This window comes from Streptomyces sp. SLBN-8D4, from assembly GCF_049739545.1.
Lineage (GTDB): Bacteria > Actinomycetota > Actinomycetes > Streptomycetales > Streptomycetaceae > Streptomyces > Streptomyces canus_C.
The window spans coordinates 6,699,900-6,726,423 of the sequence record NZ_JBMGQC010000001.1; the positions used below are offsets into that span (position 1 = coordinate 6,699,900).

Sequence of the window (26,524 nt, forward strand, 5' to 3'; positions counted from 1 at the left end):
GGGTGCTCCAACTCGTCTCAGGGTGCGGAACTCAGCGGTGTCTTTCAGGCTGTTGTGGGGGGACTGAGTGCTTCCTAGGAGGAGGGTGTGGACGGGTTGTGCTCGGGTGGGGTGGCACAGTTTTCGCCCACCGGTACGCCGTGGCTACTCACGCACGTGACAATTTCCGGGCTTATTAGAGCTGACGTCCAGTCACATCGTGAGGACGGGCTGGGGCGTACCGCTCATATCGGTGGACTCGGGGCGCCTGCGTCCCCGTACCACCAAAACGCCCCCCACGGCAGCCAGCACGAATCCAGCCACAGCCGCCCCGATCGGCAACGTCTCGCCCACCGCTCGCAGTTGGCCGCTGTCCCGCTTCGCGAGTCGTACGGCGTCCTTCTGGGTCGCGGTGGTGAACGCGATCTTTTTGCTGTCGAGCAGCACGACCGCGTCCTTCTTCGCCCCGGGCGCCCGCAGGGTGCGCTTGGGGCCCACCTGTGCGTAGACCACCCGGCCGGTGCGCTGGTCGACGACCAGCTCGATGCCGTGGTTGGAGTACCACTCCTCGGCCAGCACCTGCGGCCGGCCGGGCTCGTCCACGATCGTGCCCGGCACCAGTCGTGTCCCGACCTTCGCCGGGGCGACCGTGCCGGTGAACCGGTAACCCGTGTACCCCTGAACCTTCTTCGTACCCTGGTAACGCAAGGTCACCGTGGAACCCAGGGAGTTGTCCCACCACTGGTAGGAGCGTCGCTGCACGTCGAAGGGGAACTTCAGATAGGCCTCGCCCTCGATGTACGGCTTCTCGCCGCAGCAGTGCACCGGCTTGGTGGTCCTGCGGTCCATCACCCAGCGGTGCGGGACGAACTCCAGCGCGTCGTGCGGGTCGGCGGCCGGCAGCGACTTGTCGGTGTCGACGGTGGTGGTGACGTCCCACACCGCGGCCCGGCCGCTGCGCTCGCTGTCCTCGACGTCGCCGCGCACCCGCTGGGTGACGGTGATCCGCTGGCCGGGGACGGTCTTCACCTGTTCGGTGTCGAAGACGCTGCCCGTACCGCGGTAGACGGCGGTCTGGTCGATGTTGATCGGATTCACGGCTGCCCGTGGGGCCACGTACCACGCGAGCAACGGCGCCAGTACCAGCAAAAACGTGCCGAGTCCCAGCAGAATCAGGGAGATTGGAGAGGCTGTACGGCGCATCCGGACACTCCAGGGGCGTGAGATGACGGAGTTCGGGCCGCTCTATGGGCCGGAGACCGTAAGGCGTTCTGACGCGGGGTGTCAATGACTTGACGGATTGTCAATGTCCTGTCGACACTGGGTCTACAGGCAGGGTGGACACCGGGCGGGTTCCGGGTGGGGACGTACGCCGGACCGAGCCGCTCCAGAGAGGCTGCCCCTGCGATGTCCAGACTGCTCGCCGCCGCACTGACCGTCGTGGTCGCCGCCCTGCTCGCCCTCGGTGCCGCGCTCGGCATCGTCGCGCTGCTTGAGGCGACGCCCGAGCAGCCCAACACACCCTTGATCACCTACGAGCAGACGGACCAGGGGAGTTGACCCGTGGCCGCCCGCCCGGCAGCAGTGGACGCCCGCTCGGCCTGGCATGACGTCCCCCGCCTCCAGGTCCGTCAGTTCGCGGCCATCGCCATGGCCGAGGCGCCGGCCCTCGCGGAGGAGATCCTGCGCGCGATCCGCCGCGAGTACCCCCATCTGCCGGTCGTCCTGGACGACTCCGGTGAACCGATGGCCCTGGTCGGCATCCGCCGCGCGATCGAGGTCTTCGTCCAGCACCTGGAAACGGCGGAGGGCCGCCCGACGGTCCCCCCGGGCGTCTTCCAGGAGTTCGGCCGCGGCGAGGGCCTGAACGGCCGCAGTCTCGACTCCCTCCAGGCGATCTACCGCATGGGCGTACGCCTGGCCTGGCGCCGTTTCGCTGACATCGGCCAGCGCGTGGAGATCCCGCCGCCCGCGATGTACGAACTGGTGGACGCGGGCTACGAGTACCTGGACGGTCTGGTCGACCAGTCGGTGCGGGGCTACGCCGAGGCCGCGGCCCGCCAGGCGGGCGAGCGGCTGCGCCTTCAGCGCCGACTGATGGAGTTACTGCTGGCCGAACGCCACCGGGGCGACCCGGCGGACGCGCTGACGGAACGCGCCGCCCGCATCGGCTGGCCCCTCCCGAAGAAGGTGGCGGTCGGCGTCCTGCTCCGCCCGGCCCGCGAGGCGGTACCCCCCGCGGTGGGCCAGGGGGTCCTCCTGGACATGGACTACGAACAGCCCCGCATGGTCGTCCCGGAACCGGACGCCGCGGGCCGCCCCGAACTCCTGCACCGGGCCCTGACCGGCTGGGCGGGCGCGATCGGCCCCCCGGTCCCCCTCGCCGACGCGGCCAAGTCGCTGCGCTGGGCCGAGGCCGCCGTACGCCTGATGGAACGTGACCTGCTCCCCGCCGGGGACGTCCTGTACTGCACCGAGCACACCGAGGCCCTGGTCCTCCTGCAGCCCGAGGAACTCATCGACGACCTGGCCCGGCGCTGCCTGGCCCCCCTGCGCCACTGCGGCCCCACCCACGGCCGCCGCCTCGCGGAAACCCTGCTCGCCTGGCTGGAGACACGGGGCGGGGCCCCGGAAGTGGGCGGCCCGCCTGGGCGTCCACCCCCAGACCGTCCGCTACCGCCTCCGCCAGATCCGCGAACTGTGGGGCGACGAGATCGACGACCCGGACCGCCGCTTCGAACTGGAGCTGGTGCTGCGGGCGCGGCGGTTGCGGGGGGAGTTGGCGTGAGGGACGGACCACCGCCCCGGGGACTCACACCCCGGCCCGCTCCCTGGCCCCCGTCCGCCGGGCCGCGGGAGCGTCCAGGTGGACCATCACCGTGGAGTGGAAGCGGTGCACGGCGTCGTCCACGCTGCGGATGAAGCTGGACTCGGCGTTGCCGCGGCTGTTCCCCATGTTAGAAGTCCGCGTCGCTGCGGACCTTGCCGTCCCGGCCCAGCAGTAGGACGGACACATCCGCGTCGCCGTCCCCCGCCGGACTGCTCCAGCCCAGGCTCACGATGACCGAACCGGTGTTCTCACTCAGGGCCGACAGGGCAGTGTTCGACCCCTTGGTCATTTCAAGCACGAAATCCCCCCTGGATCACATCCCCCGGACACACCACGCAATGTGACGTGTCGCACACGAATACAGTAGTACCGGCAGCTCGCACCGGTGTCCCTCCTGCGGAAACAGGCCGGAGGGGGAGTTCGGGACGCGCCTGACCATTGCCGGAGGAAACAGCATGTCGCTAGCCTGTGTTCGTCATGCCGATCGTCTGTTGAAATTTCGAACGCAGACGCCTTAGACGCAAAGGGAGGGGGCCGGTTGTGGGACGCCTCGTACCTGCCGTGACCCGGGCTCTCGACATTCTCGAGCTCTTCCTCGACGGAGACGGGACGCTCTCCGCCCCCGACATCGTGCGCAGGCTCCAGCTGCCGCGCACCACCGTGCACGAGCTGGTGACCACTCTCGCCGCCCGGTCGTACATCGTCCAGGTCCCGGGACAGCCGGGACGCTACCGGCTCGGGGTGCGGCCCTACCAGCTCGGCAGCCGGTACGCCGAGCAGCTCGACCTCGCCGCCGAGGGCCAGCAGGTCGCCCGGTCCGTCGCCGAGACCTGTGACGAGACCGTGCACGTGGCGATCCTGGAGGGCACCGACGTCATCTACATCGCCAAGGTCGACTCGACGCACGCGGTGCGGATGGTGTCGGCCGCCGGCCGGCGGCTGCCCGCGCACTGCACCTCCGTCGGCAAGATGCTCCTCGCCTCCCTCCCCGAGCCGCAGCTCGCCTCCCGCATCCCGGAGGACACTCCGCTGGTCGGCATGACCCCCAACAGCATCACCGACCCCGCGGCCCTGCGCGAGGCCCTCGACGAGATCCGCCGGCGCGGGGTCGCCGTCGAGAACCGGGAGTCCAACCCGGACGTCTCCTGCGTCGCCGCCCCGGTCCGCGACCGCACCGGGCAGGTCGTCGCGGCGCTCTCCATCTCCGTGCCGATGATCCGCTGGAGCGACGACCGCCGCGGCGAGCTGGAGCAGCTGGCCGCCAAGGGCGCCGCCGAACTGTCCGAGCGCCTCGGCCACCGGAGCGTGGGATGACCCGCTACACGAAGTTCGACGTCGCCGTACGCGCCGAGGCCACCCTCGGCGAGGGGCCCACCTGGGACGGCGAGAAGCTGCTGTGGATCGACATCCTCGGCGCCCGGCTGCACAGCTACGACCCCGTCTCCGGGCAGCGCACGGTCCGCGTCCTCGACCAGCACATCGGCGCCGTCAAGCCGCGCGCCGGCGGCGGACTGGTCCTCAACCTGCGGGACGGCGTGGCCCTGCTGGACCCCGACGACACCTTCCGCTGGCTCCACCACGAGCCGGTCCCCGGCCGCCGGGCCAACGACGCCGCGGTCGCCCCCGACGGTTCGCTGTGGGCCGGCACCATGCGCTACGACGAAGCGCCGGGCGGCGGCACCCTGTCCCGGGTCACCGGTGACGGCACGCACCGGACCGTCCTCGACGACGTGGCCGTCAGCAACGGCACCGGCTGGAGCCCGGACGGCCGGCTCATGTACTACGTCGACTCGCCCACCCGCCGCGTCGACGTCCTCGACCACGAGAACGGGCACATCTCCGGCCGCCGGACCCTCGTCGGGATCGAGGACGGCGCCGGCTTCCCCGACGGCCTCACGGTCGACGCCGACGGGTGCGTGTGGGTCGCGCTGTGGGACGGGGGAGCGGTCCGCCGCTACACGCCCGACGGCGAGCTGGACCGGGTGATCACCCTCCCGGCCCCGCGCGTCACCGCGTGCGCGTTCGGCGGCCCGGACCTGACCGACCTGTACATCACCACGGCCCGGGTGGGCCTGGCCGCCCCGCACCCGGTGGCGGGCTCCCTGCTGGTGGTGCCGGGCGCGGGCAAGGGCGTCCAGCAGCCGTCGTTCGCGGGCTGACCGACGGCTACTGAAGGCCCGCCTTCTTCAACTCCTCATCGGTCAGCGGCGGTTCGGTCAGCGCCGGTCTCAACGGCCCCCGCACCGCCGCCAGCAGCACAGCCGGCGTCAGCAGTACCTCCGCCCGCCGCTCCAGCGAGGTCACGTCGGTGACCCGGCGGGCGATCCGGCCGTTCCCGGTGGCCGTGCGCATGAGACGCGAGACGTACGCGGCCACGAGCCGGTCCCGGGCCGTCGGGCCGGTCTCCGTCGCCCCGGGATAGAAGACGTCCTGTCCGGTGGCCAGGTCCCACGCGGCCCCCACCGGCCGGGCCACCGCCCGCTGCACCCGACGGCACAGCCCGGCCGCCCCGAACCCGTGCCGCCGGGTCAGGTCCCGCAGGATCAGCGCGCTCTGGGCGCCGACGGCCAGACCGTGCCCGTAGACCGGGTTGTACGCGGCCAACGCGTCGCCGAGCACCGTGAAGTGCTCCGGCCAGGCCGCCGCCCGCTCGTAGAAGTTCCGCCGGTTGACGGTCGTACGGGTGAAGGCGACCTCGGACAGCGGCTCGGCGCGGGCGAGCAGGTCGCCGATCAGCGGATGTCTGAGTTCCTCGCGGGCGAAGCGTACGAAGTCCTCGCCCGAGGCGTCGGCGGCGGTCGGCTCGCCGCCGCGGGTGCCGTTGAGGGTGACGATCCAGCGGCCGTCCTCGATCGGCAGCAGGAAGCCCGAGCGGCCCGGTCCTGGCTCGCGGGTGTCGGGCTGGACGCTGACGACGGGGAAGCCGTCGCGGGCCTGTTCGGGTGCGAGATAGAGGCGGCTCGCGTACGCCAGGCCCGAGTCGACCTCGCGGCGCTCCGGCGCGGGCAGCCCGAGGTCCGCCAGCCAACGGGGCGTTCCGGAGGACCGCCCGGTCGCGTCCACGACCGTCCCCGCCTCGATGGTCCGTTCGCGGCCGTCGGCCTCCCGCACCCGGACCCCGGTGACGGCCTCCGCGCCGCCCACCAGCCCCAGTGCCTCCGCGCCGCCGAGCACCTCGACCCGTTCGTCGGCGAGGACCCGCGCCCGGACCGTGGCGTCCAGCAGATCCCGGCCGGCCAGGATCACGTGGTGGGACTCGGGCCACCGCCGGAACCAGCCGTGGGCCGAGTGGACGACCATGTCGGTGGTGACCGGCGCCCGGCGTGCCCCGGCGTCCAGGAGCGCGGCGGTGATGCCCGGCAGCAGCTCCTCCATCGCCCGTACCCCGCCGGACCACAGCATGTGGGCGTGCCGGGCCTGCGGCAGCCCCTTGCGCGGGGCCGGGCCCTCGGGCAGTTCGTCGCGCTCCACCACGACCACCCGGTCGGCGAGGCCCGTCAGCGCGGCCGCCGCGAGCATGCCGGTGTGCGATCCCCCGAGGACGACGGCGACTCTGGCGGGGGAGGGGCTTTCAGTCATGCGTGGACATGCTCTCTGCCGGGACGGTCGCGCGGGCGCGTACCGCCTTGATCTCGTCGGGGCTGCGCAGGACCTCGGACACGGCCGCGATCTCCTGGAGCAGGTACGTGGTGTCGGGGTCGCCGTCGCCCTCGGTGTCCGGCGCCCGCCGCCCCGCCTCGACGGCGTCCAGGATCGTCACGGCGGCGGCGAGGGCCTGGGCCCGGCCGCGCTCGAAACCGAGGGCGAGCGCGGAGTCGTAGGCCCGCACGCGCAGGTCCTCGTCGATGAACCGGGACAGCTGGAGCAGCGCGTCGCGGATGAAGGTCTCGCGGCGGATCAGCCGCATCTCGGCGGTGGCGCGCAGGGCGAGCGGCTCGCGGCTGCCCGCGACGGTCCGCATCAGCCGGGCGAGGGCCCTGAGGTCACGGTGGCGACGGCGGACCAGCCAGCGCTCCTGGAGGTACTGGCCGGCGTGCGGGACGATGAAGCCGATCGCGACCAGGGTGGCGGCGACGCACGCGGCGGCCGGGGCGATGTTGGTGTTCAGCCAGTCCAGGTCGTGCCCGGTCCAGCGGGCCACGACGGCGGTGAGCTTGGCCGCGCTGAAGAGCAGGTTCGTCGCGAAGCCGATCCCGAGGAACCGCAGTCCCCAGCGCAGCCAGGCGTCGAGGCCGGCGGTGCGGATCCAGTTCCACACCAGCCCGGACGTGATCAGGCTGGCCACGGTGTGCGCGAACAGGTAGAGCAGGATCAGCTCGCGCATGAACGGCGTGTCGGCGTAGTAGGTGTCCAGGTCCCGGATCCGCTCCACGGGGACGTCGGCGAGGGCGAACAGCACCCACATCACGACGACCACGGCCGCGTACACCCAGATCACCCAGCGGGTCGCCCGACGGGTCCGGGCGTGGTGCTCGGTGCGGCCGTCTCGCCAGTGCACGACCAGCAGCAGCCAGGACGCGCACAGCGCGGTGAGCAGGGAGTACACCCAGGGCGCGGCGATGTTCGGGACGCCGGTGACCCGGTTCGTCCAGGCGATGGTGCTCGGGGCCGCGAACAGGAACACCGCGCAGGCGAACAGCAGCAGGCCGCCCACGGCCCGCAGCAGCGGGTCCCGCCACAGCTTGACGATGCTGGGCAGCTTGATCGCCAGGGCCGCTCCGAGGACCAGGCCCGGCAGCCAGTAGGGGATGCTCAGACCGGTGAGGGACCCGACCGTCCCCGCGGTCAGGTGGGGGTGTGTCACCGCGCTCCGCCTCCGCGGTAGCCGAGGGTTCTCTGGACCGTGTCGGGCCGGGCACCGGAGCCGCGGCCGGAGACGAACGGCCGGAACGCCGCCGCCAGCCGGTGTCCGAAGTCGTCCGCCTCGGCCTCGTCCGCCGCCCGGGAGCCGTCGCGGGCGGCCACGGTCAGGGCGACGGAGTCCCAGCCGGGCCGTTTGGCCAGCGCGTCCGCCGCGGCCGCGTGGTGGTGGGCGTGGCCCGCGTGCAGGTGCCACAACTCATGGCCCAGGATGACCAGTTGCTGCATCTCCTCGGCCCGCTCCTCGACGATGACGAGGTCGAAGTCCTCGAACTCCACCCACAGTCCGGTCACCGCGATCTCGTCGGGGAACCGTTCGAAACGCAGGTCGACGGGTCGGCCGCCGCGGCGGGCGCTCATCTCCTGGCACAGGGCCCGGCACAGCTCGGGCACGTCGGCCGGGGGACGGGGTCTGGCCCGGACCGCGGCGGTGAGGTGGGAGACCAGATCGCGCATGGCCGAGGTCGCACGGGTGCGTCGTAGCGCCGAGGCGATCCGGGCGGCACTCCTGCGCGCACCCGCGATGTCCATCCCACCCCCTGAACTCTCCCGCCGCCCTAGGACGGGCTGTTCGAGCCTACGCGCACTGTCCGGTCCCGTCACGCGATCGGATTTTGCTGCGCACCCCATTGACTAGAAAGCGCTTCCTGCCTACGGTCCCGTTCGAAGTTACGGGCGCAATTCGATATCTCGAACAGATGGGGCAGGGAATGGGACGACCTGACCTGAGCCGCAGGCATCTTCTCTCCGTGGCCGGCGGACTGACCGTCGCGGCCGGCTTCGGCTTCGCGGCCCTCGGCACCGGGGCCGACGCGCTCGCCTCCGGCGCGGACGCCCGGGTGCGCTACTGGAACCTCTTCAGCGGCGGCGACGGCGCCAACATGATCGCGATGCTGGACGCCTTCCGAAAGGCCCACCCGGACATCGACGTGAAGGACTCCACCCTCCAGTGGGGCAACCCCTTCTACACCAAGCTCGCCATGGCCGCCGCGGGCAACCGCGCCCCCGACCTCGGCGTCATGCACATGGGCCGGGTCACCGGCTTCTCACCGGGCCGCCTCCTCGACCCCTGGGACGTCGACCTGCTCGCCGAGTACGGCGTACGCGAACAGGACTACAACCCCGCGCTGTGGAAGCGCGGTGTCATCGACGGCAAGCTCTACGCCCTCCCGCTCGACATCCACGTCCAGCTCTGCTTCTACCGCAAGGACGTGCTGAAGAAGGCCGGCCTGCTCGGCGACGACGGCCGGATGATCCCGGTCACCTCCACCGACGAGTGGTTCGACGTCCTGAAGAAGGCCAAGGCGGCCCAGAAGAAAGGGCTCCAGACGATCGGCCTGTGGACCAACGACCAGAACTTCCAGTGGTGGTTCTTCGTCGCCTTCTACACCCAGCTCGGCGGCCTGTGGTTCAACGACGACAACACCGAGGTCCTCTTCGACCCCGACAAGGCCACCCAGGTCCTGGAGTTCCTGCGCAGGCACGTCACCGACGGGTACGTCATCCCCGGCGCCCCCACCGGCGAACAGTTCATCAACGGCGCCCCCTTCACCTGGGAGGGCAACTGGTCCGTGCCGGTCTTCTCCGGCGCCAAGCTCGACTACGGTGCCACCCCGCTGCCGCCCGTCTTCGGCAGACCGGCCACCCACGCCGAGTCGCACGCCTTCGTCCTGCCGCACCAGGCGGGCCGCGGCGGCGCCACCAACGAGGGCGCCCACGAACTCGCCGCGTACGTCGTCACGCACGCCCTCCAGTGGGCGGCCGGCGGTCACATCCCCGCGTACACGCCGACGCTGTCCACGGCCGCGTACCAGAAGCTCACCCCGCAGAACGAGTACGTGAGTGCCATGGACCACCAGGCCACCGAGCCGAAGGTGTGGTTCGCGGGCTCCACCGGTGTGCTCGCCCAGGACCTCGGACCGGTCGTCGTCTCCTCGACGATGGGCTCCGCCAAGCCGGCGTCGGTCGCGCAGACGATGAAGAAACACCTCACCAAGCTCCTCGCCTCGAAGAACCCGATGGACGGCAGGACCGCCGCGCAGGGAGGTGCGGTCGCATGACGACCAGCGCTCACATGACGACCGGAGCCGTCGCCGCACCGGCCCGCGCGAGGACCGCGACCGCCGTCGCGACGGTGCGCCGCAGGCAGGGCTTCCAGCACGGGGGCTGGTTCGTCGCCCCGTTCCTGGCGCTCTTCGCGCTGTTCGTGATCTGGCCGCTGCTGCGCGGCGTCTGGCTCAGCTTCACGGACGCCAACATCTCCGGCGACAGCGCGAGCTTCGTCGGCCTCGACAACTACCGCGAGGCCCTGCACGACCAGGCGATGTGGGACGCGCTCGGCCACAGCGCGTACTTCACGCTGCTGGTCGTCCCGTGCATCACCGTCCTCGCGTTCCTGCTCGCGATGCTCGCCCACCACATCGAGCGCGGCAAGTGGCTGTGGCGGCTGTGCTTCTTCGTGCCGTTCCTGCTGCCCTCGACGGTCGCCGCCAACATGTTCCAGTGGCTGTTCACCCAGGGCATCGGCCTGATCAACGAGACCTTCGGGCTCGACACACCCTGGCTGACCGACAAGTCGTACGCGATGCCCGCCATCGTCATCGAGACCCTGTGGTGGACCGTCGGCTTCAGCTTCCTGCTCTACCTCGCCGCTCTCCAGGGCATCCCCGGCCACCTCTACGAGGCCGCGAAGCTGGACGGCGCGAACGCCTGGCACCGCATGGTCCACATCACCCTGCCGATGCTGCGCAGCATCACCGGCCTGGTGATCGCGCTCCAGATCCTCGCCTCGCTGCAGCTCTTCGACCAGGCCGTCGTGATGATGGACTTCGGGCCGGGTCCTGAGGTCAGCACCCGCTCCTTCGTCCAGTACACCCTCGAACAGGGCTTCACCAGCTACCGGGTGGGCTACGCCTCCGCGATGTCCATCATCTTCTTCGTGATCATCGCAGTCGTCGCGCTGGCGCGGATGTGGCTGCTGCGCAACCGTGAGGAGAGCGGCCGATGACCACCGCCGTGCAGGTCCGCAAGAGTCCCCGCAAGCCCTGGACGCCCAGCCAGATCGTCCTCACGCTGCTCGGAGTGGCCGTATCCGCCGTCTTCGTCGCACCGATCGCGGCCGCGCTGTTCACCTCGCTCAAGTCCGAGGCGGAGGCGGCCGAGATCCCGCCGCACTGGCTGCCGAAGGTCTGGACGGGACAGGCGTGGAAGGCGCTTTGGGAGACCGGCAACATCACCGACTGGTTCATCAACTCCCTGGTGGTGTCGGTCTGCGTCACCTCCGTCGTGCTGACGGTCAGCGCCCTCGCCGGATACGGCTTCGCCCGCACGGAGTTCCGCGGCAAGAGCGTCCTGATGGGCATCGTCATGTCGGGCCTGATGATCTCCCCGGCGGTCCTGGGAGTGCCCCTGTTCACGACGGTCCAGCAGATGGGGATGGTCGACACGTACTGGGGCATGATCCTTCCCCAGTGCGCGCCGGCCGCGATGGTCTACATCCTCTACAAGTTCTTCCAGGGCGTCCCGCGCGAGCTGGAGGAGGCCGCGTTCATCGACGGCGCGGGCCGCTGGCGGGTCTTCTTCACCATCGTGGTCCCGCTGGCGAGGCCTTCCTTGGCGGCGGTCGGGATCTTCACCTTCATCGCCTCCTGGAACAACTTCCTGTGGCCCTACATGGTGACCAACAACCCCGACCTGATGACCATGCCGAACGGCATCGCGACCGTCATGAACTCCTACGGCATCCAGTGGGCCCAACTCATGGCCGGCGGCCTCATGGCGGGACTCCCCCTGATCATCGTGTTCGTCTTCTTCCAACGCCAGATCGTGGCGGGGGTGGCCCATACGGGTTTGGCGGGACAGTGAGGCGTTCGGGGTGGGGCGAGGACCTGGTGGTGAGGCATCCGGAGGCGGTGACGGCCCGGTCGCGGTGTGGCGTGGGCGTGGTCACCGGCCGTGACCTCGTGGTGGCCCTGCCTGGGGCGGTGACCGCCGGGCGGTCGTTTCTTCGCAGCCGGCGGCAGGGCGACACGGCATCGGCCGTGTGCGGCCCCGGTGGGCCGTCGGCTCGGTCGTGGCGCGGCACGGGTCCTGCCGCCGGCTGCCGCCGGATGGTGGCCGAAGCCGGATCGGCTGAGATCCGGTGGCCGCTTTCGCGCAGTGGCCGGGAGGGCAGGGGCGCGTCAGGCGGTTCGGGTTCAACTGGCGGGCCTGCTCAGGTCGGTGAGGGCGGGTGGTCGGGTCTTCGTAGGTGCCCGGCAGGCCGCCCGGCAGGCCGCCCGGCACCGGCCGCTGCCGGGCGGCGCATGGGCGTGGGCGCCTCCACCGAGACCGCCGGACGACCCCGCCGGACGACCCCGCCATGCCGCCCTTAACCCGCCCCGACGGGCCGCCACCGACATAGGGAGACGCAGTTGAAGAGCCTCAGAGTCGTCGCCGTTCTGGCCGCCGCCCTCATCGCCCTGTTGCCGGCCGCGGCTCAGGCGGACACCACCGGCTATCCCGACCCGCTCCCGATCAGTGGGCAGCAGATCATCCACGATCCGGCCGTGATCGCCCTCAAGTCCGGGGGCTATGTGGCCTATTCGACCGGTGGTGTGATCGGGGCCCGGCTGTCCGGGGATCTCAGGCACTGGACCGACGCGGGTAACGCCTTTGCCGAGGCGCCGAGTTGGTGGTTCGAGTACAACGACGCCGGTGACCCCTGGGCGCCGGACATCTCCTACCGGGCGGGCCGGTACTGGCTGTACTACGCCGTCTCGTCCTGGGGCACCAACCACTCCGCGATCGGCGTGGCCACCTCCCCGTCCGGCCTCCCCGGCACCTGGACCGATCGCGGCAAGGTCTTCGCCTCCGGGACCACCGACTCCTGGAACGCCATCGACCCGGCGATCGTCCGCGCGGACGGCAGGCTGTGGATGTCGTTCGGCTCGTACTGGACCGGCATCCGCATGGTCGAGCTCAGCCCGGTCACCGGGAAGGCCCTCCCCGGGGCCCGCGTCCACCACCTGGCCACCCGCCCCGACGTCCCGTACGCGGTCGAGGGCCCGTCCCTCGTGCGGCACGGCCGCTACTACTACCTCTTCGCGTCCTACGACGCCTGTTGTGCGGGAGTGAACTCCACCTACAAGATCAGGGTGGGCAGATCGACGGCGATCACCGGCCCGTACACCGACAGCACGGGCAAGCCCCTGCTGGAGGGCGGCGGCGACCTGCTGCTGGCAGGACACGGGAGGTACATCGGCACCGGAGGCGAGTCGGTCTTCCGCACCCGCGGCCAGGACTGGCTGGCCTACCACTACTACGACGCAGAGGACAACGGCACACCGAAGCTGGGCCTGAACAGGCTCGGTTGGGCGCGTGGCTGGCCGGTTGTCGAGCAACTCCCTTCCTGAAACTTCCTGAAAGGCATCCATGAGCACGTCCACCGCCCGCTTCACCCTCGACCCCGCCTTCACCGTCGGCGAAGTGAACCCCCGTCTCTTCGGCTCCTTCGTGGAACACCTGGGCCGCTGCGTCTACACCGGCATCTTCGAGCCGACCCACCCCGCGGCCGACGCCGAAGGCCTCCGCACCGACGTCCTGGACCTAGTCCGCGAACTCGGCGTCACCGCCATCCGCTACCCCGGCGGCAACTTCGTCTCGGGCTACAAGTGGGAGGACGGCGTCGGCCCGGTGGAGGACCGCCCCCGCCGCCTCGACCTCGCCTGGCGCTCCACCGAGACCAACCGCTTCGGCCTCTCCGAGTACATCGCCTTCCTGAAGAAGGTCGGCCCCCAGGCCGAGCCGATGATGGCCCTCAACCTCGGCACCCGCGGGGTCGCCGAGGCCCTCGAACTCCAGGAGTACGCCAACCACCCATCCGGCACCGCCCTCTCCGACCTCCGCGCCGCCCACGGCGACAAGGACCCCTTCGGCATCAACCTCTGGTGCCTGGGCAACGAGATGGACGGCCCCTGGCAGACCGGCCACAAGACGGCGACGGAGTACGGCCGGATCGCCGCCGAGACGGCCCGCGCGATGCGCCAGATCGACCCGGGCGTCGAACTCGTCGCCTGCGGCTCCTCCAGCCAGTCCATGCCCACGTTCGCCGAGTGGGAGGCGACGGTCCTCGCCGAGACGTACGACCTCGTCGACCACATCTCCCTGCACGCCTATTACCAGCCCGAGAACGGCGACGTCGACTCCTTCCTGGCCTCCGCCGTCGACATGGAGTCCTTCATCGAGAACGTGGTCGCCACCGCCGACCACATCGGCGCGAAGCTCAAGTCCAAGAAGAAGATCAACCTCTCCTTCGACGAGTGGAACGTCTGGTACATCTCGGAGTGGCACGAGATCGAGAACTCCGGCGCGCGGGACTGGGCGGAGGCCCCCCGCCTGCTGGAGGACAACTACAGCGTCCTGGACGCGGTCGTCTTCGGTTCCCTCCTCATAGCCCTGCTGCGGCACGCGGACCGCGTGACCGTCGCCTGTCTCGCCCAGCTGGTCAACGTGATCGCCCCGATCATGACCGAGCCGGGCGGCCCGGCCTGGCGTCAGACGACCTTCTTCCCGTTCGCCCAGGCCTCGCGGTTCGGCCGCGGCGAGGTCCTCGACGTACGGGTCGACTCGCCGACGTACGAGACGAAGAAGTACGGCGAGACCGACCTCCTGCACGCCACCGCCGTGCGCGCCGAGGACGGGTCGGTCACCGTCTTCGCCGTCAACCGCAGCCGGTCGCAGTCCCTGCCGCTCGAAGTCGCCCTGAACGGCCTGGACTTGACGAGCGTGGTCGAGCACAGCGTCCTCGCCGACGCAGACCCGGACGCCCGCAACACCCTCGACGAGCCCGAGCGGGTCGCCCCGCACGCGGCCGAGGGCACCGCGCTGACGGACGGCACCCTCACCGCCGTACTGGAGCCGCTGTCCTGGAACGTGATCCGGCTGGGCTGAGCAGGACCCCCGAGGGCGTCAGCAGGTTTCGCGCAGGAACCCGTCGGCGCCCTCGGGCACGACGTCCTCGTCCCGGCGCACCACGCCGAGGGTGCTGCTCCAGCCGGCGCACGCCGTGGTCAGACCCTTCTTCGTGTACTCGACCACCAGGACGTGGTCGTCGAAGGCGTCGGCGAACGTGCCGCACTCGTCGTACTCCGCGCACTCCTCCGCGATGGCGAAGTCCAGGCCCAGCAAGGCGCGGTCGGAGACGAGCTCCGCGGTGTTCTTCTGCGCGACCGCCAGCCCCTTGGCGTGGGCGTGCGTCACCAGCAGCTTCATCAGGGCCTCGGCCTGGGCGGCCTTGAGATACGACGGGAAGCGGGTGAAGGAGTCGTAGTTGTCGGGCTCCACGGCCCGGTAGCCCTTGGCCGCGCAGGCGTCGATCCAGGTGTCCAAGCGGGCGGCGATGCGCTCGCGCTTGGCGGCCGTACGGATGTCCAGGGCGGCCTCGTTCCAGTCCTTGTCGTAGACGGTCTTCCCATCGGCGCCGCGCAGCAGCAGGTCGGCGTCCCAGTCGCTCTCCTCGCCCGACTCCGCCTGGAAGGCGTTGATGTTGCAGATGTTGTAGAGCCCCGGCGCGGGCGCGGCCTCGTAGCTGCGGCTCACCACCCGGACACCGGCCGCGGGAGGGTACGCCCCGCCGATCTGGTAGTCCCAGGGCACGTGCCGGGGCGGAAGGGTCACGGATGCGGGCGAGGTGGACGGCGTCGGCTCGGGCGGTGACGGTGCCGCGCTCTCCTTGTCCGAACCGGCCCACACCGCCGCGATGCCCAGCCCGGTGACGGCCAGAGCCGTGACGAGAGCGATGAGGAGGCGCCGCCGGAGCCCCCGTCGCGAGACCGGGTGTCCGGTCGCCGTGGAGTCGGACGGTCCGGGCGGCACCGGTACGGCCGGGGCCGCCGGCGCCCCGGTGTCCGGCAACGCCCTTAGCAACTCGTGGAGTTCACCCAGTTCCGGCCGGGCCGCCGGGTCCTTGTCCAGGCAGCGTTCGGCGATGCCGCGCAGCGGTTCCGCGACCCCGTCCAGGGCCGGCGGCTCGTACATCACCTGATAGCCCGTCAGATACGGGCTGCTGCCGTCGAACGGGCGGTTGCCGGTGGCCGCGTAGACCAGCAGGGACCCGAGGGAGAAGACGTCCGAGGCCCCGGTGACCTCGCGCGGCGCGGCGAACTGCTCCGGGGACATGAAGGGCGGGGTGCCGATCAGCCGCCCGGTCATGGTGAGCGCCTCGTTGTCGACCGCGTAGGAGATGCCGAAGTCGATGACCCTGGGCCCGTCCTCGGCCATCAGGACGTTGCTCGGCTTCAGGTCCCGGTGCACCATGCCGACCCGGTGGATGTCCCGCAGCGCCTCGACGAGGCCCAGCGCGAGCACCCGCAGCGCGCTCCCGCGCAGCGGGCCGTCCTGGGCCACGACGTCCGCGAGGGTGCGGCCCGGGACGTACAGGGTCGCCATCCACGGCTGCGGGGCGTCCGGGTCCGCGTCCACCACCGGGGCCGTGAACGCCCCGCTCACCCGGCGGGCCGCCGCGACCTCCTGCCGGAAGCGGGTGCGGAACTCCTCGTCCAGCGCGTACGCCGGGTGCACGAGCTTGACCGCGACCCGCCGCCCGGAGTCCGAACGGCCCAGGTAGACGACCCCCATGCCACCGCTGCCGAGCCGGTCGACCAGCGTGTAGCCGCCGATGGACTCCGGATCGCCGGGGCTCAGCGGCATCGCGGGTCACCCTTTCCGAGTACGGGTGGTCGAAAGTTCAAGGACATCAGGCTAGCGGCCGGGGGAATCCACCGGCGTGACCGGTACACCTCCGGCCGAAGTCCCCAGCAGTCTCAGCCGTACGTCCCCGGGCCCGGACTCCGTCGTCCCGTCGGACAGCACCGCAAGGGCCAGGGTGTTGGTGCCGCGGGTGCGCAGGATGCCGTTGGGGAGGACGAAGGTGTGCTGCGGGCCCACGTCGTTGACGTACTGGCCCATGTTCCAGCCGTTGAGGAAGATCTGCACGCGGTAGGCGCGCTTCGGGTCGTCGTCGAGGGCGAGGCCGACGGAGGCGTCGATGCCGGCGTCCACGGCGAGCCGGAACGTCGTCCGGTACCAGGTGACCCCCTGGCGCCGGTCGGCGCGCGGCAACTGCGTGTCCTCCCAGTGCTCTTCGGCGAATCCCGGAAGATGCCAGCCCTTGCGCTCCCCGTACAGTCCGCCGTTGTTGAGCGGCCCGCGCACCGGGTCGGGCGCCGTCTCGCCCTGGATACGCCAACTCGCCTTCGGAGAGCCGCCCTTGAAGGTGACGGCCGTCAGTCCCCGGGCCGCCTTGTGCGAGTCGGTGGACCTGCCGTCCATGTCGTGCGCCATCCGCCGGACCAGCACGGACAGGACGCGGGGCGCCTGCCCGGCGGCCGGTGGCACGTCGAAGGTGGCCGTCGCCGTCCAACTGCCCTTGCGCGCGGTGCCCTTGTCCGGCACCGGCATCCGGTGGGTGCCCAGCGGCTCGCCGTCCAGCCACGCCATCAGCAGCCCCTGCGTGCCCGTGCTGTAGGACAGGGACACCGACTCCAGCCCGTCCGCGTCCGTCAGGCGCCCCCGGTACCAGACGTCGCCGTAGTGGAAGCCGTAGTCGTCGGCGAACAGGACCGGCTGCCCCTTCGGGACCGGGGTGACACTGTACGAGCTCGTGCGGTCGGCTGTGGTCCAGCCGGAGTCGTCGTAGTCCGGGGCGGACTCGAAGTTCTCGGTACGGCGCCGCCAGCCGCCCAGCGCGGGCAGCCGCACCTCGCCCACGGCGGGGATCGGGAGCTGTCCGGGCGTGGCCGGCATGTCGGCACGCAGGCTGCCCATGGGGGTGGCGGAGGTGCGCAGCGGGCGCCCGTTCCAGGTGATCCGGGCCATGCCGCGCGGGCCCCACACCTCCATGCCCGTGCCCTCGACGGTGTCGCCGGTGAGGTGGGCGGTCGCACCGTCCAGGGTGACCCCGCGCACCAGCGACGGCCCGTACACCAGCACCGGGCCGGTCGGGGTGTCCACCGGGAACAGCCGCAGCGAGCCGGGGTCGTCGGCGAAGACCAGCAGCAGCGGGGTGTCGCTGCCGCCGCCCTCGATCCGCACCCGGGCCAGGCCGCCGACACCCATCGGCGCGGTGATCCTGAGGACGCCGAGGTCGTAGTTCCACGCCGGTTCCGCGTCGCCCCGGGTGACCAGCGGCTCCTCCGGGCACTCGATGAGGACCTGGGCCATCTCCCCGTGCGGGGCCGTGAACACGGCGACGTCCATCCGCCCGACCTTCAGGCACATCATGGGCTGCGCGGTGGCGAACCTGAGCGTGCGCCCGCCCAACCGGACCCCCGCGGCGAGCAGTCGGGCGTCATGGGCGGCGACGGTGAACGCCACGTCGATCCCGGCGTCCGGGACGGTCGTCGTGATCGGCGCGTCGGTGTCGTTGCGCACGACGTACACATGGGAGCCGGTGTCCGGGTTGGTCAGGTGGTACACCTTCAGCCGCTCGTCCGCGGCCCGCACCGCGTCGGCCCGGTCCAGCTTGGCGAAGTCCGGCACGGTCCGCAGGAGATGGCCGAGCTGGTGCGCCGGGGCGAGCTTCGGTGTCTGCCTGCGCGCCTCGTCGATCGCCGCCCCGTAGTCGTACGACGTGTAGACCTGCGGCGCGGGCAGCCAGCCCCACGAGGTGCCGCCGAAGGTCATGTAGACGTTGTGCACGGTGATGCCGTTGGCGAGGTTGGTGAGCTGGAAGCGCCGCTCGTAGGCCGCGTCCCGGGTCCGCCGCGCCTCGGCGTACCCCTTGCCGTCGAACGTGGCGCCGCCCCACGAGTCGAACCAGCCCCCGCCGAACTCCGGCATGAACCCGGGCGTCCGGGGACTGGCCGTGGCTCCGCCCTTCAGGCCGCCTTCACCGAAGTCCCCCCAGTCGGGCGGCACTTCGGAGGGCAGGGGGTACCCGTCGAAGCCGTAGAGCCAACCGCGCTCCTCGCCACCGGTGTTGAAGGACCCGGGGGCCCAATAACCGTTCCTGCCCTTGTCGTTGTGGAACAGCGGGACGTCGATCCCGTCGGCGCGCACCTTCTTGTACAGGTGGGACATGTAGTCGCGGCCGAGGGGCTCGTCGACGAAGGCGTCGTACTCGTTCTCGATCTGGTAGAGCAGGACCGTGCCCGTGCCCCTGGTGAACAGGTGCCGGGCGGCGATGGCGTTCACCTCGGTCAGCCACTCGTCGACATACGACAGATAGGCCGGGTCGGAGCTGCGGGCCCGGCCCGCGGTCGCCGCCAGCCAGCCCGGGAAGCCGCCGCCGTCGACCTCGGCGTTGATGTACGGGCCGGGGCGCAGGATCACGTACAGACCGGTCTCGGTGGCCGTGCGCAGGAACAGGTCGAGGTCGCGGACGCCGGTGAAGTCGTACTGGCCGGGGCCGGGGGAGTGGTAGTTCCAGGCCACGTACACACTCACCGCGTTGAAGCCGTGGGCGCGCATCTTCTGCAGGACGTCCCGCCACAGCGACGGGCTCGGCAGCCGGAAGGGGTGCATCTCGCCGGACCACAGCACCAGGCGCCGGCCGTCGACCAGCAGCGAGTGCTTGTCGTAGCCGACCTTGTGGCGCGCCCGGTCCGCCGCGGGAGCGCCGGGCGCGGGCCCGGTGGGCACGCTGTGGGAGGCGTAGGCCCGGGTGGTCTCCCCACCACTGCCGCTCAGCGCGAAGCCGAGCGCCGTGGTGCCGGCGAGGGCGCTGAATGTACGTCTGCTCAGCTCCAAGGGAGCGCCTCCTGGTCGTGCCGCGCTAGCGCCAGTCCGTCCGTGGGTGTGGTTGGTGTGCCTATTGTGGCGTGGCCATTGTCTCTGCCCGAACGCCGCACAATTGTCGTATGAGGATCTCTGCACGGGCGGACTACGCGGTACGGGCGGTGCTGGAGCTTGCCGTCAGGCAGGGCACGGAGCCGGTGAAGGCCGAGGCCATCGCCGCGGTCCAGGACATTCCGCACAAGTTCCTGGAGGGGATTCTCGGCGACCTGAGGCGCGGTGGCATCGTCGACAGCAGGCGGGGCGGGGGCGGCGGTTACCGGCTCGCGCGCGAGGCCTCGGCCATCACGGTCGCGGACGTCATCCGCACGGTCGACGGGCCGATCGTGTCGGTGCGCGGCGAGCGGCCCACCGGTCTGGAGTACACGGGGTCCGCACAGCCCCTGCTCCCGCTGTGGATCGCCCTGCGGGCCAACGTCCGCAAGATCCTGGAGGGCGTGACCATCGCCGACATCGCGGGCGACGCGCTCCCCGAGCCGGTGCAGCGGCTCGCGGCCGAACCGGCCGCGTGGGAGAACCCCTAAATCAACTGCCTTTGTTGACACGTGAGTTCGGCCATCCGTCGAATGGCTGGAGTTCGCTCTGGCGGTGCCACAGAGTGCTCCCTACGATTCGATCGCCGCGGTGCTTCACAGAAACCACACAGGTTCTCCACGCTTCAACTTCAGCGCAGAGGAGAGACCCCCCATGGCAAGTGGACTTCTTCTGGGCGGTGCCATCGCCGCTCTCGTCACCGCGGCGGTGCCCGCGCACAACCCGTCCGGCGGGTTCGCCGACCCGCCCCCGGACAAGATCGTCATCGATGTCGCCACGGTGAACGGCTCCGGCTGCCCCGCGGGCACGGCGGCCGTCGCCGTCTCCGAGGACAACACCGCCTTCACGGTGACCTACAGCGACTACCTCGCCCAGGTCGGCGGCAACTCCGACCCCACGGCGTTCCGCAAGAACTGCCAGCTCAACCTGCTCGTCCATGTCCCGCAGGGCTTCACGTACGCCATCGCCGAGGCGGACTACCGGGGCTTCGCCTCGCTCCAGGCCGGCGCCAGCGGCGTCCAGCGGGCCTCGTACTACTTCCAGGGCTCCTCGCAGACGGCCGCCAAGACCCACACCTTCCCCGGCGCCTACAACGACAACTGGCAGGCGACCGACACCACCGACTGGGCCCAACTGGTCTGGGCCCCCTGTGGAGTCCAGCGCAACTTCAACATCAACACGGAGGTCCGCGTGAACGCGGGCACCTCCTCGCCGTCCAAGGTCAGCTTCATGACGATGGACTCGACCGACGGCGACATCAGCACCGTCTACCACATGGCGTGGAAGGCGTGCCCCGGCAAGTGAGGCTCCCCTCCGAGCAGGTCTCGCCCGCCGCCCTCAGGGGCGGCGGGCGGTTCGGGTCCTGGCGTCAGCTCCTCTCGACGCCGAGGGTCAGGGTGCCGGAGTAGCCGGCCGAGGGACTGCTGCCGAGGGCGGCCAGGGTCAGGAGGCCGGACGCGGCACCGCCGTCGTCGTAGATCCCGTCCTGGGCGAGGGTGGTGCGGGTGACCGTGTTGGCCGAGTACGGCGAGAGCTTGCCGACCTTGGCGGTGATCGTCTCGTCGAAGAAGAGCTGGCCGGTGTGGAGTTCGGTGCCGCCGGTGAAGGAGCCGTCCGAGGTGAGCGTGACGCCGACGTGCACCTTCACGTGGATGTGCACGCAGCGGCCCCGGTACCAGCCCGGGTAGACCGTGGTGATGCGGGCGACGCCGCCGGCGTCGGTGAGGACGCCTCCGCGCAGGAAGGTGCCGCTGTCGGGCTCGTTGTGGCCGTTGTTGCCGACGTAGCCGGAGTACTCGCCGAGCGCGTCGCAGTGCCAGATCTCCACGAGGGCGTCGCTGATCGTGGCGCAGGTGTCGTCGTCGACGACGGTGAGGGCGAGTTTGAGCGGGAAGCCGGTCTTGCCCTCGGTGATGTCGGAGCGGACGTACTGGCCGTCGAGGTAGTAGGGACCTTCGGTCATCTCCCTGGTGAGGGTGCAGACCGCGGCGGCGGCCACGGGTGCGGTGTCGGGGGCCGCCTGGGTGCCGGGCACGGCGGCACCCACGGCGAGGGTGACGGCCGTGGCCCCGGTGGCGACGAGGACGGTCCGTCGGCCGATGGTGTCTCTCGTGGGGGTGTCGTTCCGGGGCGTCTCGTTCATGGGGGTGTCTGTCATGGACACGGCACCTTAGGAGGTGTTGCTGTTGATGGGCTGTCAGTTCGGCAAAGTGAGGGGCCGTCAAGTTTCCTGCGAGACAGGTTGCGGTGTTCCTCGCGGTGGGCGGGCTACTGTAACGGGGCGTATGCCGACAAGGAGGGTAAATGGGGCTTACCGTGCGGGTCGAACGGCGCATCGCGGAGGACTTCCCCGGCCGCGAGGGCGAGGTGGTGGGCGATCTCCTCACCGAGCTGGTCAACCACCTCACCGACCGGGGCGACCACGAGGACAAGGAACGGATCGCCGCCGCGACGCTGCTGTGCGGACAGGGCCGGGTGGACCGGCTCCTCGACGCGGTCCAGCTGGCCAAGGAGGACTGGCGGGACGTGCTGGTGGGGGCGGGGCTGGCGGAGGCGGGGTGGAGGGAGCGGTTGGAGGCGGACTTCGGTCCGGCGGTCGCCTCCGGCTGAGGGGGCGGTGCGGGCCCCGCGGTGGTCGCCGAACCTCCGGGTTCGAGGTGACTGCGGGGCCGCGCGCTGCTCAGGAGGCGGTGTCGGTGCCGGTGTCGGTGCCGGTGTCGGTGTCGGGCGTCCACGTTGCTGTTGTGCAGTGGAGGGCCCCCTGAAACCGGTTCGCCGGTCGTCGCACCGCCGGGTACGTTTCGGCCCATGTGCCACTACGCCGGGAAGGCATACAAGCTCCACTACGCGTGCGTGCCATGCCGTGTCGCCTTCAAGCGGCATCCCGGCCCCGGCGGGCACCGGTGCCCCCGCTGCTCCACGCCGATGAGCTGCGCCGGGCGGGACTTCGCGGCGCCTCGGCGGCGGGACGTGAAGGCCTGGAGCGTGGTGGCGGCCGTTCTCGCCGCCGGTCTGCGTTACGAGGGGCGTGAGCCCTGCGGCTGTGGCAGGGAGCCCAAGTTCCGCCCCCGCACCCGGGCTCAGCTACGGGCGCGGCGGGTCTCGGCGGCGCGAAGCGGTGCTCCTCTGGCCGAAGTGCTGGGGCGTGCGGACCCGGAAGTCCCCGAGGACCCCGCGCGGCGCCCCTGACCGCTTACCCCTCGGGTAATCGACCCCGGTTCGGCGTGCGTGCCAGGCTCATTCGTGTACGGAGCCCCAGCGACCGGGAGGACACCATGACCGCCTACGCCATCGCCCACCTGCGGGAAGCCGCGCCGCACCCCGAGATCGCCGAGTACATCGAGCGCATCACCGCCACCTTCGAGCCGTACGGCGGACGCTTCCTCGTGCATGGCGCGCGGCACGAGGTGAAGGAGGGCGGCTGGCCCGGGCACGTCGTGGTGATCGGGTTTCCCGGGATCGCCGAGGCGCGGGCCTGGTGGGATTCCGCCGGGTACCAGGAGATCGCGCCACTGCGCTCGCGGCACATCGAGGGCGACATCATCCTGGTCGAGGGCGTTCCCGAGGGCTACGACCCTGCGGTCACCGCGAAGGCGATGCGGGACGCGCTCACGTCGTGAGGGGCGGTCGTGTTCCCCGACTCCCGTGACCTACGGGGCTGTTGGATACTGGAGCGACTGGCGTACGGAAGGGGGAGGTTCGAGTGCCGGACGGACGTGAGGTGGACCAGGCGGAGTTGCTGGACGTCGCCAAGGACGAGGACCGGGCTCGTAGCCTGCTCCGCGCGCTGCGCACCCTGAGCACCGGGCCCGATCCGAAGCTGCGGGAGATGGCGACCGGCGTGCTGCGCGGCGACCTCACCGCCGAACAGGCCTTCACCGACCCGGAGTACGCCGGCGCCCTGTTCTCCGGCGCCGACAAGATCCGGCGTGCGGGGGAGCGGCGTACCGACGCCGAGGCCCGCGAGGCAAGTGAACGCTTCGGTGCCTGGCAGGAGGCGCGGAGCACCGAGGAAGAGCGCGGTGACGAGCGCGAGGGTCAGGGCGCCTCACCGTCCGAGGCGACGCCCCGTCCGGCACCTCAGCAGCCCTCGGGGCCCTGGCGACACCCGGGCGCGAGCGGGCTGGGCGGCTCCCGCCCGGCGGGGCGCTTCGGCCACGGCTGAGCACCGGGCCTGCCCTGGTCCGTTCCGGCCCTCGCCGACCGGTGCCGCCGCCCTCCGGCCACCGCTGAACTCAGGCCTCCTCCAGCGCTGTCGGTGTCCCGGGTTGGGTTGCTGCTGGGCTCGGGCTTGCGGTCGAGTGCCACCCCCTTCCCGGGTTTCCGCGGCCGTCGCTGGACTCCGGGGCTCTTCTAGCGCTGCCTGCGTCTCGGGGTGGGCTGACGCTGGTCTTGGGCCTGCGGTCGAGTGTCATCTCCGCCCCGCGTCCCCGCGTCCCCGTGGCCATGGCTGAGCGACGTCCCCCTCCAGTGCGGCCCGCGTCTCGGGGTGGGCTGACGCTGGAGTCGGGACTGTGGCCGCGCGCCACCTCCGCCCCGGGCCCTCGCAGCCGCGGCCGGATTCCGGGCCCTGTTCACCCCCCCCGCCCGCATCTCGCCGAACTCGGGCCCCCGGGCGAGCTCTGACCTCCCGGGCCCTTCCGGCCACCGCCGAACCCCGCCCCCGCCCCCGGTCCAGCACCGCCCCACGCCCACCCCGGGCTCCCCTTCCTCCACCGTCGAACACCCGCCCCCCATCACCGAATTCAGCCGCCGAACGCCGGTCCATCTCCCCCCCCGAGCCGAACCCTGCCGCCCCCAACGAGCAACACACCCACCCACTTCACCCCGCCCCACCAGCAGGCCCCCTCCCGCCCAGAACTCCGCCCCCTCCCGCACCCCCGGCAAATCCCGCCCCCCGTAGTAAAGTTCGGCCGTCGTACGCGTGACCTGAAATGGTCCTGCCAAGACAAAGGGGGAACGAGCATGGGGGTCGTGCTGCCCGACGAGGCGGCCTGGGTGCTGGACCTCATCGGGGTCGAGTGGCCCAACGTCGACGAGGACGACTACCGGGACATGGCCGACGGCCTGCGTTCCTTCGCCTCCCGGATGCGGGAGGGCAAGGACGCCACGGCGAGCGTCGTGAGGGAGTTCCTGGAGGGCAACGAGGGCATCGCGACCGCGGCCTTCCAGCAGCACTGGGGCAAGGTCAGCGACGTACACCTGGAACGGCTCGGTGAAGCCGCCGACCTCGGGGCGACGGCCCTGGACGGCGCCGCGATCGCCGTGGCCGGAGCCAAGGTGGCCGCCATCGTCCAACTCGGCATCCTCGCCGCCGAGATCATCGCCGCCCAGGCGGCCGCGCCGTTCACGCTCGGGCTCTCCGAGGTCGGCGCGCTCGGTGCCACCCAGGCCACCCGCCTGATCGTACGGCGGCTGCTGAAGGAGGCCGAGCACCTCCTCATGGAGGAGCTCATGTCCGTCGCCATGGGCCCGGTCTACTCCGCGCTCGGCAACATGGCCACCGACCTCGTCCTCCAGCTCGGCGCCAACGCCGTGGGACTGCAGGACGGTTACAGCCCCGGCAAGACCCTGCACGCGGGCAGCGAGGGCTTGTCCGAGGGGCTGGACGCCGTCACGGGAGCCGACGGCACCACGGGGACCTTCACCGGCAAGGGAGGCGCCGCGTGAGCGACACCGTCCGCAGTGACCAGGAACTGCACGAACGGCTCGCCGACCGGATCACCTCCCAGGCCGACGAGCACGAGTCCGGCGCCCGCCCCCACCTGCGCCGCAGCCGCGCGGGGCTGAACCGTACCCGGGGCAAGGGCGCCCTCGCGGCGGCCGTCGAGACCGGGGCCGAAAAGATCCTCAGGGCCATCGAGGAGGCCGAGGACCAGCTCCACAAGCACCTGCAGGACGTGTCCAAGGGCGTGCGGGCGATGGGCGACAACCACGCGCGCAACGACAAGAACATCGAGACGATGCTGCAGAGCATCGTCAAGCGTTCCCGCGACCAGGACACGGTCCGTGACGGCGGCGGGATCGGCAAGGACCGTCCCGACACGACGAGGGACCCGCACACCGTCACCCTGGAGTGGAAGCCCGGGATGCCCAAGCAGGCCTTCGAACGGAAGGCGCGGGCCCTGCAGCGGCTCGGTGAGGAGGGCAAGCTCTTCAAGTTCAAGGGCAAGACCGAGGACTACCGGGACAAGCAGATCACCGCGCAGTACAAGGGCGCCCTGGAAGCGCTGATCCGCAGGAACCACAAGGACGACCCCGACTTCGCCGAAGAGGCCGCCGTGGCCGCCCGTAAAATGCAACCCGACCACGTCAACGAGCTCCAGACCGGTGGTCCGGATGCGTGGCGTAACCTGCGGATGCTCGACCGGACGACGAACTACGACATCGGCACACAGCAGATACGTCCGCAGATCAAGGATCTTCCGGACGGCAATCCGATCAACATCGACATCAAGTGGTGGCCAGATGACTAGCGCGAGCCCGGCGTCGCCCCGTCTGATCGCGACGGTGGACGCCCTGCGGACGGCACTGGCGGAGAGCCCGGACGTGCTGTCGTCCACGCTCGGCGGGACGATCGACGCGCAGACGGCCGCCGCCGCGGAGGCCGACGGGGTGCCGCGTGCGTTCCTGGACTTCTGCCGGGTGCTCGACGGCGCGAGCTGCGGGCCGTCCGTGCAGCTCTTCAGCCTGGCGGAAGCCGAGGAGCACCAGTTCTACTGCGAGCCGGTGGTCGGCTCCCCGCTGCCGTTGTCCCCCGAGAAGCTCTACTGTGTCGGGATGATCCAGGAGGCCCCTGTCTTCGTCGACCGCGCGAGCGGCGACCTCCTCGGAGCCATCGAAGAAGGCCCGGACTGGCCCGACGCGGAGCGCTTCGAGCAGCTCGCGCCCGGGCTGGGGGCGTTCTTCCTGGAGCGGTTGGTCGCTCCCGACGAGTACGCCCGGCTCGCTCTGATCGACGACGAGTTGCTGGAGTACGACGATTGGCTGAAGCTGCTGCGCCGAGCCGGTCTGACCGGCTGAGGCAGGACGAAGGGAAAGCAGAGGACG

The 26,524-nt window shown here is 71.1% G+C and carries 25 protein-coding genes and 2 pseudogenes; 18 read left to right on the forward strand and 9 right to left on the reverse strand.

All coding sequences use genetic code 11. The annotated features are described in order from the left end of the window. Window positions 1–192: 192 nt before the first annotated feature. Window positions 193–1,182 carry a DUF3068 domain-containing protein gene (locus RKD20_RS30350; RefSeq protein ID WP_424880477.1) on the reverse strand — a complete coding sequence of 330 codons (990 nt, stop codon included), beginning with the start codon at window positions 1,180–1,182 and terminating at the stop codon, window positions 193–195. A 204-nt stretch (window positions 1,183–1,386) separates the two neighbouring features. Between RKD20_RS30350 and RKD20_RS30355 the strand changes: the two genes are divergently transcribed. Next, window positions 1,387–1,539 carry a hypothetical protein gene (locus RKD20_RS30355; protein WP_020116177.1) on the forward strand — a complete coding sequence of 51 codons (153 nt, stop codon included), beginning with the start codon at window positions 1,387–1,389 and terminating at the stop codon, window positions 1,537–1,539. 3 nt (window positions 1,540–1,542) lie between these two features. Continuing rightward, window positions 1,543–2,767, forward strand: a pseudogene (locus RKD20_RS30360) (PucR family transcriptional regulator). Window positions 2,768–2,791: 24 nt separating this feature from the next. Here the strand turns inward: RKD20_RS30360 and RKD20_RS30365 are convergent. Both RKD20_RS30365 and RKD20_RS30370 read right to left on the reverse strand, forming a co-directional pair. Further along, window positions 2,792–2,935 (reverse strand): hypothetical protein, encoded by a 144-nt coding sequence (locus RKD20_RS30365; protein WP_424880478.1) that lies wholly within the window; start codon window positions 2,933–2,935, stop codon window positions 2,792–2,794. A gap of 4 nt (window positions 2,936–2,939) precedes the next feature. Next, window positions 2,940–3,098 (reverse strand): annotated as a pseudogene (locus tag RKD20_RS30370) (TerD family protein); the annotation flags it as partial. A 251-nt stretch (window positions 3,099–3,349) separates the two neighbouring features. Between RKD20_RS30370 and RKD20_RS30375 the strand changes: the two are divergent. Continuing rightward, entirely contained in the window at window positions 3,350–4,123 is a 774-nt protein-coding gene (locus RKD20_RS30375; RefSeq protein WP_424880479.1) for an IclR family transcriptional regulator, read from the forward strand. Then, window positions 4,120–4,968: an SMP-30/gluconolactonase/LRE family protein gene (locus RKD20_RS30380; RefSeq protein ID WP_424880480.1), complete on the forward strand. Its 849-nt coding sequence runs from the start codon at window positions 4,120–4,122 to the stop codon at window positions 4,966–4,968. Before RKD20_RS30375 ends, RKD20_RS30380 begins: the two co-directional genes overlap by 4 nt. Window positions 4,969–4,975: 7 nt before the next feature. On the opposite strand, the gene RKD20_RS30385 is transcribed toward RKD20_RS30380, so the two are convergent. Genes RKD20_RS30385 through RKD20_RS30395 form a run of 3 tightly spaced genes read right to left on the reverse strand, consistent with a single transcriptional unit; the run spans window position 4,976 to window position 8,200 of the window. Further along, window positions 4,976–6,388, reverse strand: a complete 1,413-nt coding sequence (locus RKD20_RS30385) for an NAD(P)/FAD-dependent oxidoreductase (protein WP_424880481.1) — start codon at window positions 6,386–6,388, stop codon at window positions 4,976–4,978. Continuing rightward, a complete protein-coding gene (locus tag RKD20_RS30390; protein WP_424880482.1) occupies window positions 6,381–7,613 on the reverse strand; it encodes an MAB_1171c family putative transporter in 1,233 nt (410 codons plus the stop codon). Before RKD20_RS30390 ends, RKD20_RS30385 begins: the two co-directional genes overlap by 8 nt. After that, the gene (locus RKD20_RS30395; protein WP_424880483.1) at window positions 7,610–8,200 is read right to left on the reverse strand and encodes a toxin-antitoxin system, toxin component family protein; all 591 of its coding nucleotides are present in this window, start codon (window positions 8,198–8,200) and stop codon (window positions 7,610–7,612) included. The genes RKD20_RS30390 and RKD20_RS30395 overlap by 4 nt, the downstream gene beginning before the upstream one ends. A gap of 179 nt (window positions 8,201–8,379) precedes the next feature. On the opposite strand from RKD20_RS30395, the gene RKD20_RS30400 reads away from it, so the two are divergent. From RKD20_RS30400 to RKD20_RS30420, 5 genes are all read left to right on the forward strand, one after another. Then, entirely contained in the window at window positions 8,380–9,729 is a 1,350-nt protein-coding gene (locus RKD20_RS30400) for an extracellular solute-binding protein (protein ID WP_424880484.1), read from the forward strand. After that, window positions 9,726–10,676, forward strand: coding sequence for a carbohydrate ABC transporter permease (locus RKD20_RS30405; RefSeq protein WP_424880485.1), 951 nt, complete (start codon window positions 9,726–9,728; stop codon window positions 10,674–10,676). The genes RKD20_RS30400 and RKD20_RS30405 overlap by 4 nt, the downstream gene beginning before the upstream one ends. Then, window positions 10,673–11,533: a carbohydrate ABC transporter permease gene (locus RKD20_RS30410; protein WP_424880486.1), complete on the forward strand. Its 861-nt coding sequence runs from the start codon at window positions 10,673–10,675 to the stop codon at window positions 11,531–11,533. Before RKD20_RS30405 ends, RKD20_RS30410 begins: the two co-directional genes overlap by 4 nt. Window positions 11,534–12,081: 548 nt before the next feature. Continuing rightward, window positions 12,082–13,062: an arabinan endo-1,5-alpha-L-arabinosidase gene (locus tag RKD20_RS30415; RefSeq protein WP_424880487.1), complete on the forward strand. Its 981-nt coding sequence runs from the start codon at window positions 12,082–12,084 to the stop codon at window positions 13,060–13,062. A 19-nt stretch (window positions 13,063–13,081) separates the two neighbouring features. Beyond that, on the forward strand, window positions 13,082–14,599 hold the full coding sequence (locus tag RKD20_RS30420; RefSeq protein WP_424880488.1) for an alpha-N-arabinofuranosidase: 1,518 nt from the start codon (window positions 13,082–13,084) through the stop codon (window positions 14,597–14,599). Between the two features lie 18 nt (window positions 14,600–14,617). Here RKD20_RS30420 and RKD20_RS30425 read toward each other — a convergent pair whose 3' ends face one another. Both RKD20_RS30425 and RKD20_RS30430 read right to left on the reverse strand, forming a co-directional pair. Further along, window positions 14,618–16,357, reverse strand: coding sequence for an endo alpha-1,4 polygalactosaminidase (locus RKD20_RS30425; protein ID WP_424880489.1), 1,740 nt, complete (start codon window positions 16,355–16,357; stop codon window positions 14,618–14,620). Between the two features lie 51 nt (window positions 16,358–16,408). Next, window positions 16,409–19,396 (reverse strand): glycoside hydrolase family 35 protein, encoded by a 2,988-nt coding sequence (locus RKD20_RS30430; RefSeq protein ID WP_424880490.1) that lies wholly within the window; start codon window positions 19,394–19,396, stop codon window positions 16,409–16,411. Between the two features lie 110 nt (window positions 19,397–19,506). Here RKD20_RS30430 and RKD20_RS30435 point away from each other — a divergent pair, with 110 nt between their 5' ends. Next, window positions 19,507–19,965, forward strand: a complete 459-nt coding sequence (locus RKD20_RS30435) for an RrF2 family transcriptional regulator (protein WP_028807453.1) — start codon at window positions 19,507–19,509, stop codon at window positions 19,963–19,965. A gap of 163 nt (window positions 19,966–20,128) precedes the next feature. Next, window positions 20,129–20,779 (forward strand): DUF4360 domain-containing protein, encoded by a 651-nt coding sequence (locus RKD20_RS30440; RefSeq protein ID WP_424880491.1) that lies wholly within the window; start codon window positions 20,129–20,131, stop codon window positions 20,777–20,779. Between the two features lie 64 nt (window positions 20,780–20,843). Here the strand turns inward: RKD20_RS30440 and RKD20_RS30445 are convergent, their stop codons facing one another. Continuing rightward, window positions 20,844–21,632 (reverse strand): intradiol ring-cleavage dioxygenase, encoded by a 789-nt coding sequence (locus tag RKD20_RS30445; protein WP_424880492.1) that lies wholly within the window; start codon window positions 21,630–21,632, stop codon window positions 20,844–20,846. Window positions 21,633–21,778: 146 nt separating this feature from the next. Between RKD20_RS30445 and RKD20_RS30450 the strand changes: the two genes are divergently transcribed. The 7 genes from RKD20_RS30450 (at window position 21,779) to RKD20_RS30480 (ending at window position 26,497) form a co-directional block, all read left to right on the forward strand. After that, window positions 21,779–22,084 (forward strand): hypothetical protein, encoded by a 306-nt coding sequence (locus RKD20_RS30450; RefSeq protein WP_424880493.1) that lies wholly within the window; start codon window positions 21,779–21,781, stop codon window positions 22,082–22,084. Window positions 22,085–22,282: 198 nt separating this feature from the next. Beyond that, window positions 22,283–22,663: a hypothetical protein gene (locus RKD20_RS30455; protein ID WP_424880494.1), complete on the forward strand. Its 381-nt coding sequence runs from the start codon at window positions 22,283–22,285 to the stop codon at window positions 22,661–22,663. A gap of 86 nt (window positions 22,664–22,749) precedes the next feature. Beyond that, window positions 22,750–23,094, forward strand: coding sequence for a DUF1330 domain-containing protein (locus RKD20_RS30460; protein WP_424880495.1), 345 nt, complete (start codon window positions 22,750–22,752; stop codon window positions 23,092–23,094). A gap of 83 nt (window positions 23,095–23,177) precedes the next feature. After that, on the forward strand, window positions 23,178–23,639 hold the full coding sequence (locus RKD20_RS30465; protein ID WP_424880496.1) for a hypothetical protein: 462 nt from the start codon (window positions 23,178–23,180) through the stop codon (window positions 23,637–23,639). 800 nt (window positions 23,640–24,439) lie between these two features. After that, window positions 24,440–25,144 (forward strand): hypothetical protein, encoded by a 705-nt coding sequence (locus tag RKD20_RS30470; protein ID WP_424880497.1) that lies wholly within the window; start codon window positions 24,440–24,442, stop codon window positions 25,142–25,144. Continuing rightward, a complete protein-coding gene (locus RKD20_RS30475) occupies window positions 25,141–25,950 on the forward strand; it encodes a hypothetical protein (protein WP_424880498.1) in 810 nt (269 codons plus the stop codon). Before RKD20_RS30470 ends, RKD20_RS30475 begins: the two co-directional genes overlap by 4 nt. Next, window positions 25,943–26,497, forward strand: a complete 555-nt coding sequence (locus tag RKD20_RS30480; RefSeq protein ID WP_424880499.1) for a hypothetical protein — start codon at window positions 25,943–25,945, stop codon at window positions 26,495–26,497. The genes RKD20_RS30475 and RKD20_RS30480 overlap by 8 nt, the downstream gene beginning before the upstream one ends. Window positions 26,498–26,524 lie beyond the last annotated feature (27 nt).

Excerpts from the sequence above, each read along its gene's own strand:
- RKD20_RS30355 (WP_020116177.1), top strand. The coding sequence starts at position 1,387 with ATGTCCAGACTGCTCGCCGCCGCACTGACCGTCGTGGTCGCCGCCCTG.
- RKD20_RS30405 (WP_424880485.1), top strand. The coding sequence starts at position 9,726 with ATGACGACCAGCGCTCACATGACGACCGGAGCCGTCGCCGCACCGGCC.
- RKD20_RS30380 (WP_424880480.1), top strand. The coding sequence starts at position 4,120 with ATGACCCGCTACACGAAGTTCGACGTCGCCGTACGCGCCGAGGCCACC.
- RKD20_RS30350 (WP_424880477.1), bottom strand. The coding sequence starts at position 1,182 with ATGCGCCGTACAGCCTCTCCAATCTCCCTGATTCTGCTGGGACTCGGC.
- RKD20_RS30395 (WP_424880483.1), bottom strand. The coding sequence starts at position 8,200 with ATGGACATCGCGGGTGCGCGCAGGAGTGCCGCCCGGATCGCCTCGGCG.
- RKD20_RS30425 (WP_424880489.1), bottom strand. The coding sequence starts at position 16,357 with ATGCCGCTGAGCCCCGGCGATCCGGAGTCCATCGGCGGCTACACGCTG.
- RKD20_RS30365 (WP_424880478.1), bottom strand. The coding sequence starts at position 2,935 with ATGGGGAACAGCCGCGGCAACGCCGAGTCCAGCTTCATCCGCAGCGTG.
- RKD20_RS30400 (WP_424880484.1), top strand. The coding sequence starts at position 8,380 with ATGGGACGACCTGACCTGAGCCGCAGGCATCTTCTCTCCGTGGCCGGC.
- RKD20_RS30455 (WP_424880494.1), top strand. The coding sequence starts at position 22,283 with ATGTGCCACTACGCCGGGAAGGCATACAAGCTCCACTACGCGTGCGTG.
- RKD20_RS30480 (WP_424880499.1), top strand. The coding sequence starts at position 25,943 with ATGACTAGCGCGAGCCCGGCGTCGCCCCGTCTGATCGCGACGGTGGAC.
- RKD20_RS30435 (WP_028807453.1), top strand. The coding sequence starts at position 19,507 with ATGAGGATCTCTGCACGGGCGGACTACGCGGTACGGGCGGTGCTGGAG.
- RKD20_RS30460 (WP_424880495.1), top strand. The coding sequence starts at position 22,750 with ATGACCGCCTACGCCATCGCCCACCTGCGGGAAGCCGCGCCGCACCCC.
- RKD20_RS30470 (WP_424880497.1), top strand. The coding sequence starts at position 24,440 with ATGGGGGTCGTGCTGCCCGACGAGGCGGCCTGGGTGCTGGACCTCATC.
- RKD20_RS30450 (WP_424880493.1), top strand. The coding sequence starts at position 21,779 with ATGGGGCTTACCGTGCGGGTCGAACGGCGCATCGCGGAGGACTTCCCC.
- RKD20_RS30445 (WP_424880492.1), bottom strand. The coding sequence starts at position 21,632 with ATGACAGACACCCCCATGAACGAGACGCCCCGGAACGACACCCCCACG.
- RKD20_RS30385 (WP_424880481.1), bottom strand. The coding sequence starts at position 6,388 with ATGACTGAAAGCCCCTCCCCCGCCAGAGTCGCCGTCGTCCTCGGGGGA.
- RKD20_RS30440 (WP_424880491.1), top strand. The coding sequence starts at position 20,129 with ATGGCAAGTGGACTTCTTCTGGGCGGTGCCATCGCCGCTCTCGTCACC.
- RKD20_RS30410 (WP_424880486.1), top strand. The coding sequence starts at position 10,673 with ATGACCACCGCCGTGCAGGTCCGCAAGAGTCCCCGCAAGCCCTGGACG.
- RKD20_RS30420 (WP_424880488.1), top strand. The coding sequence starts at position 13,082 with ATGAGCACGTCCACCGCCCGCTTCACCCTCGACCCCGCCTTCACCGTC.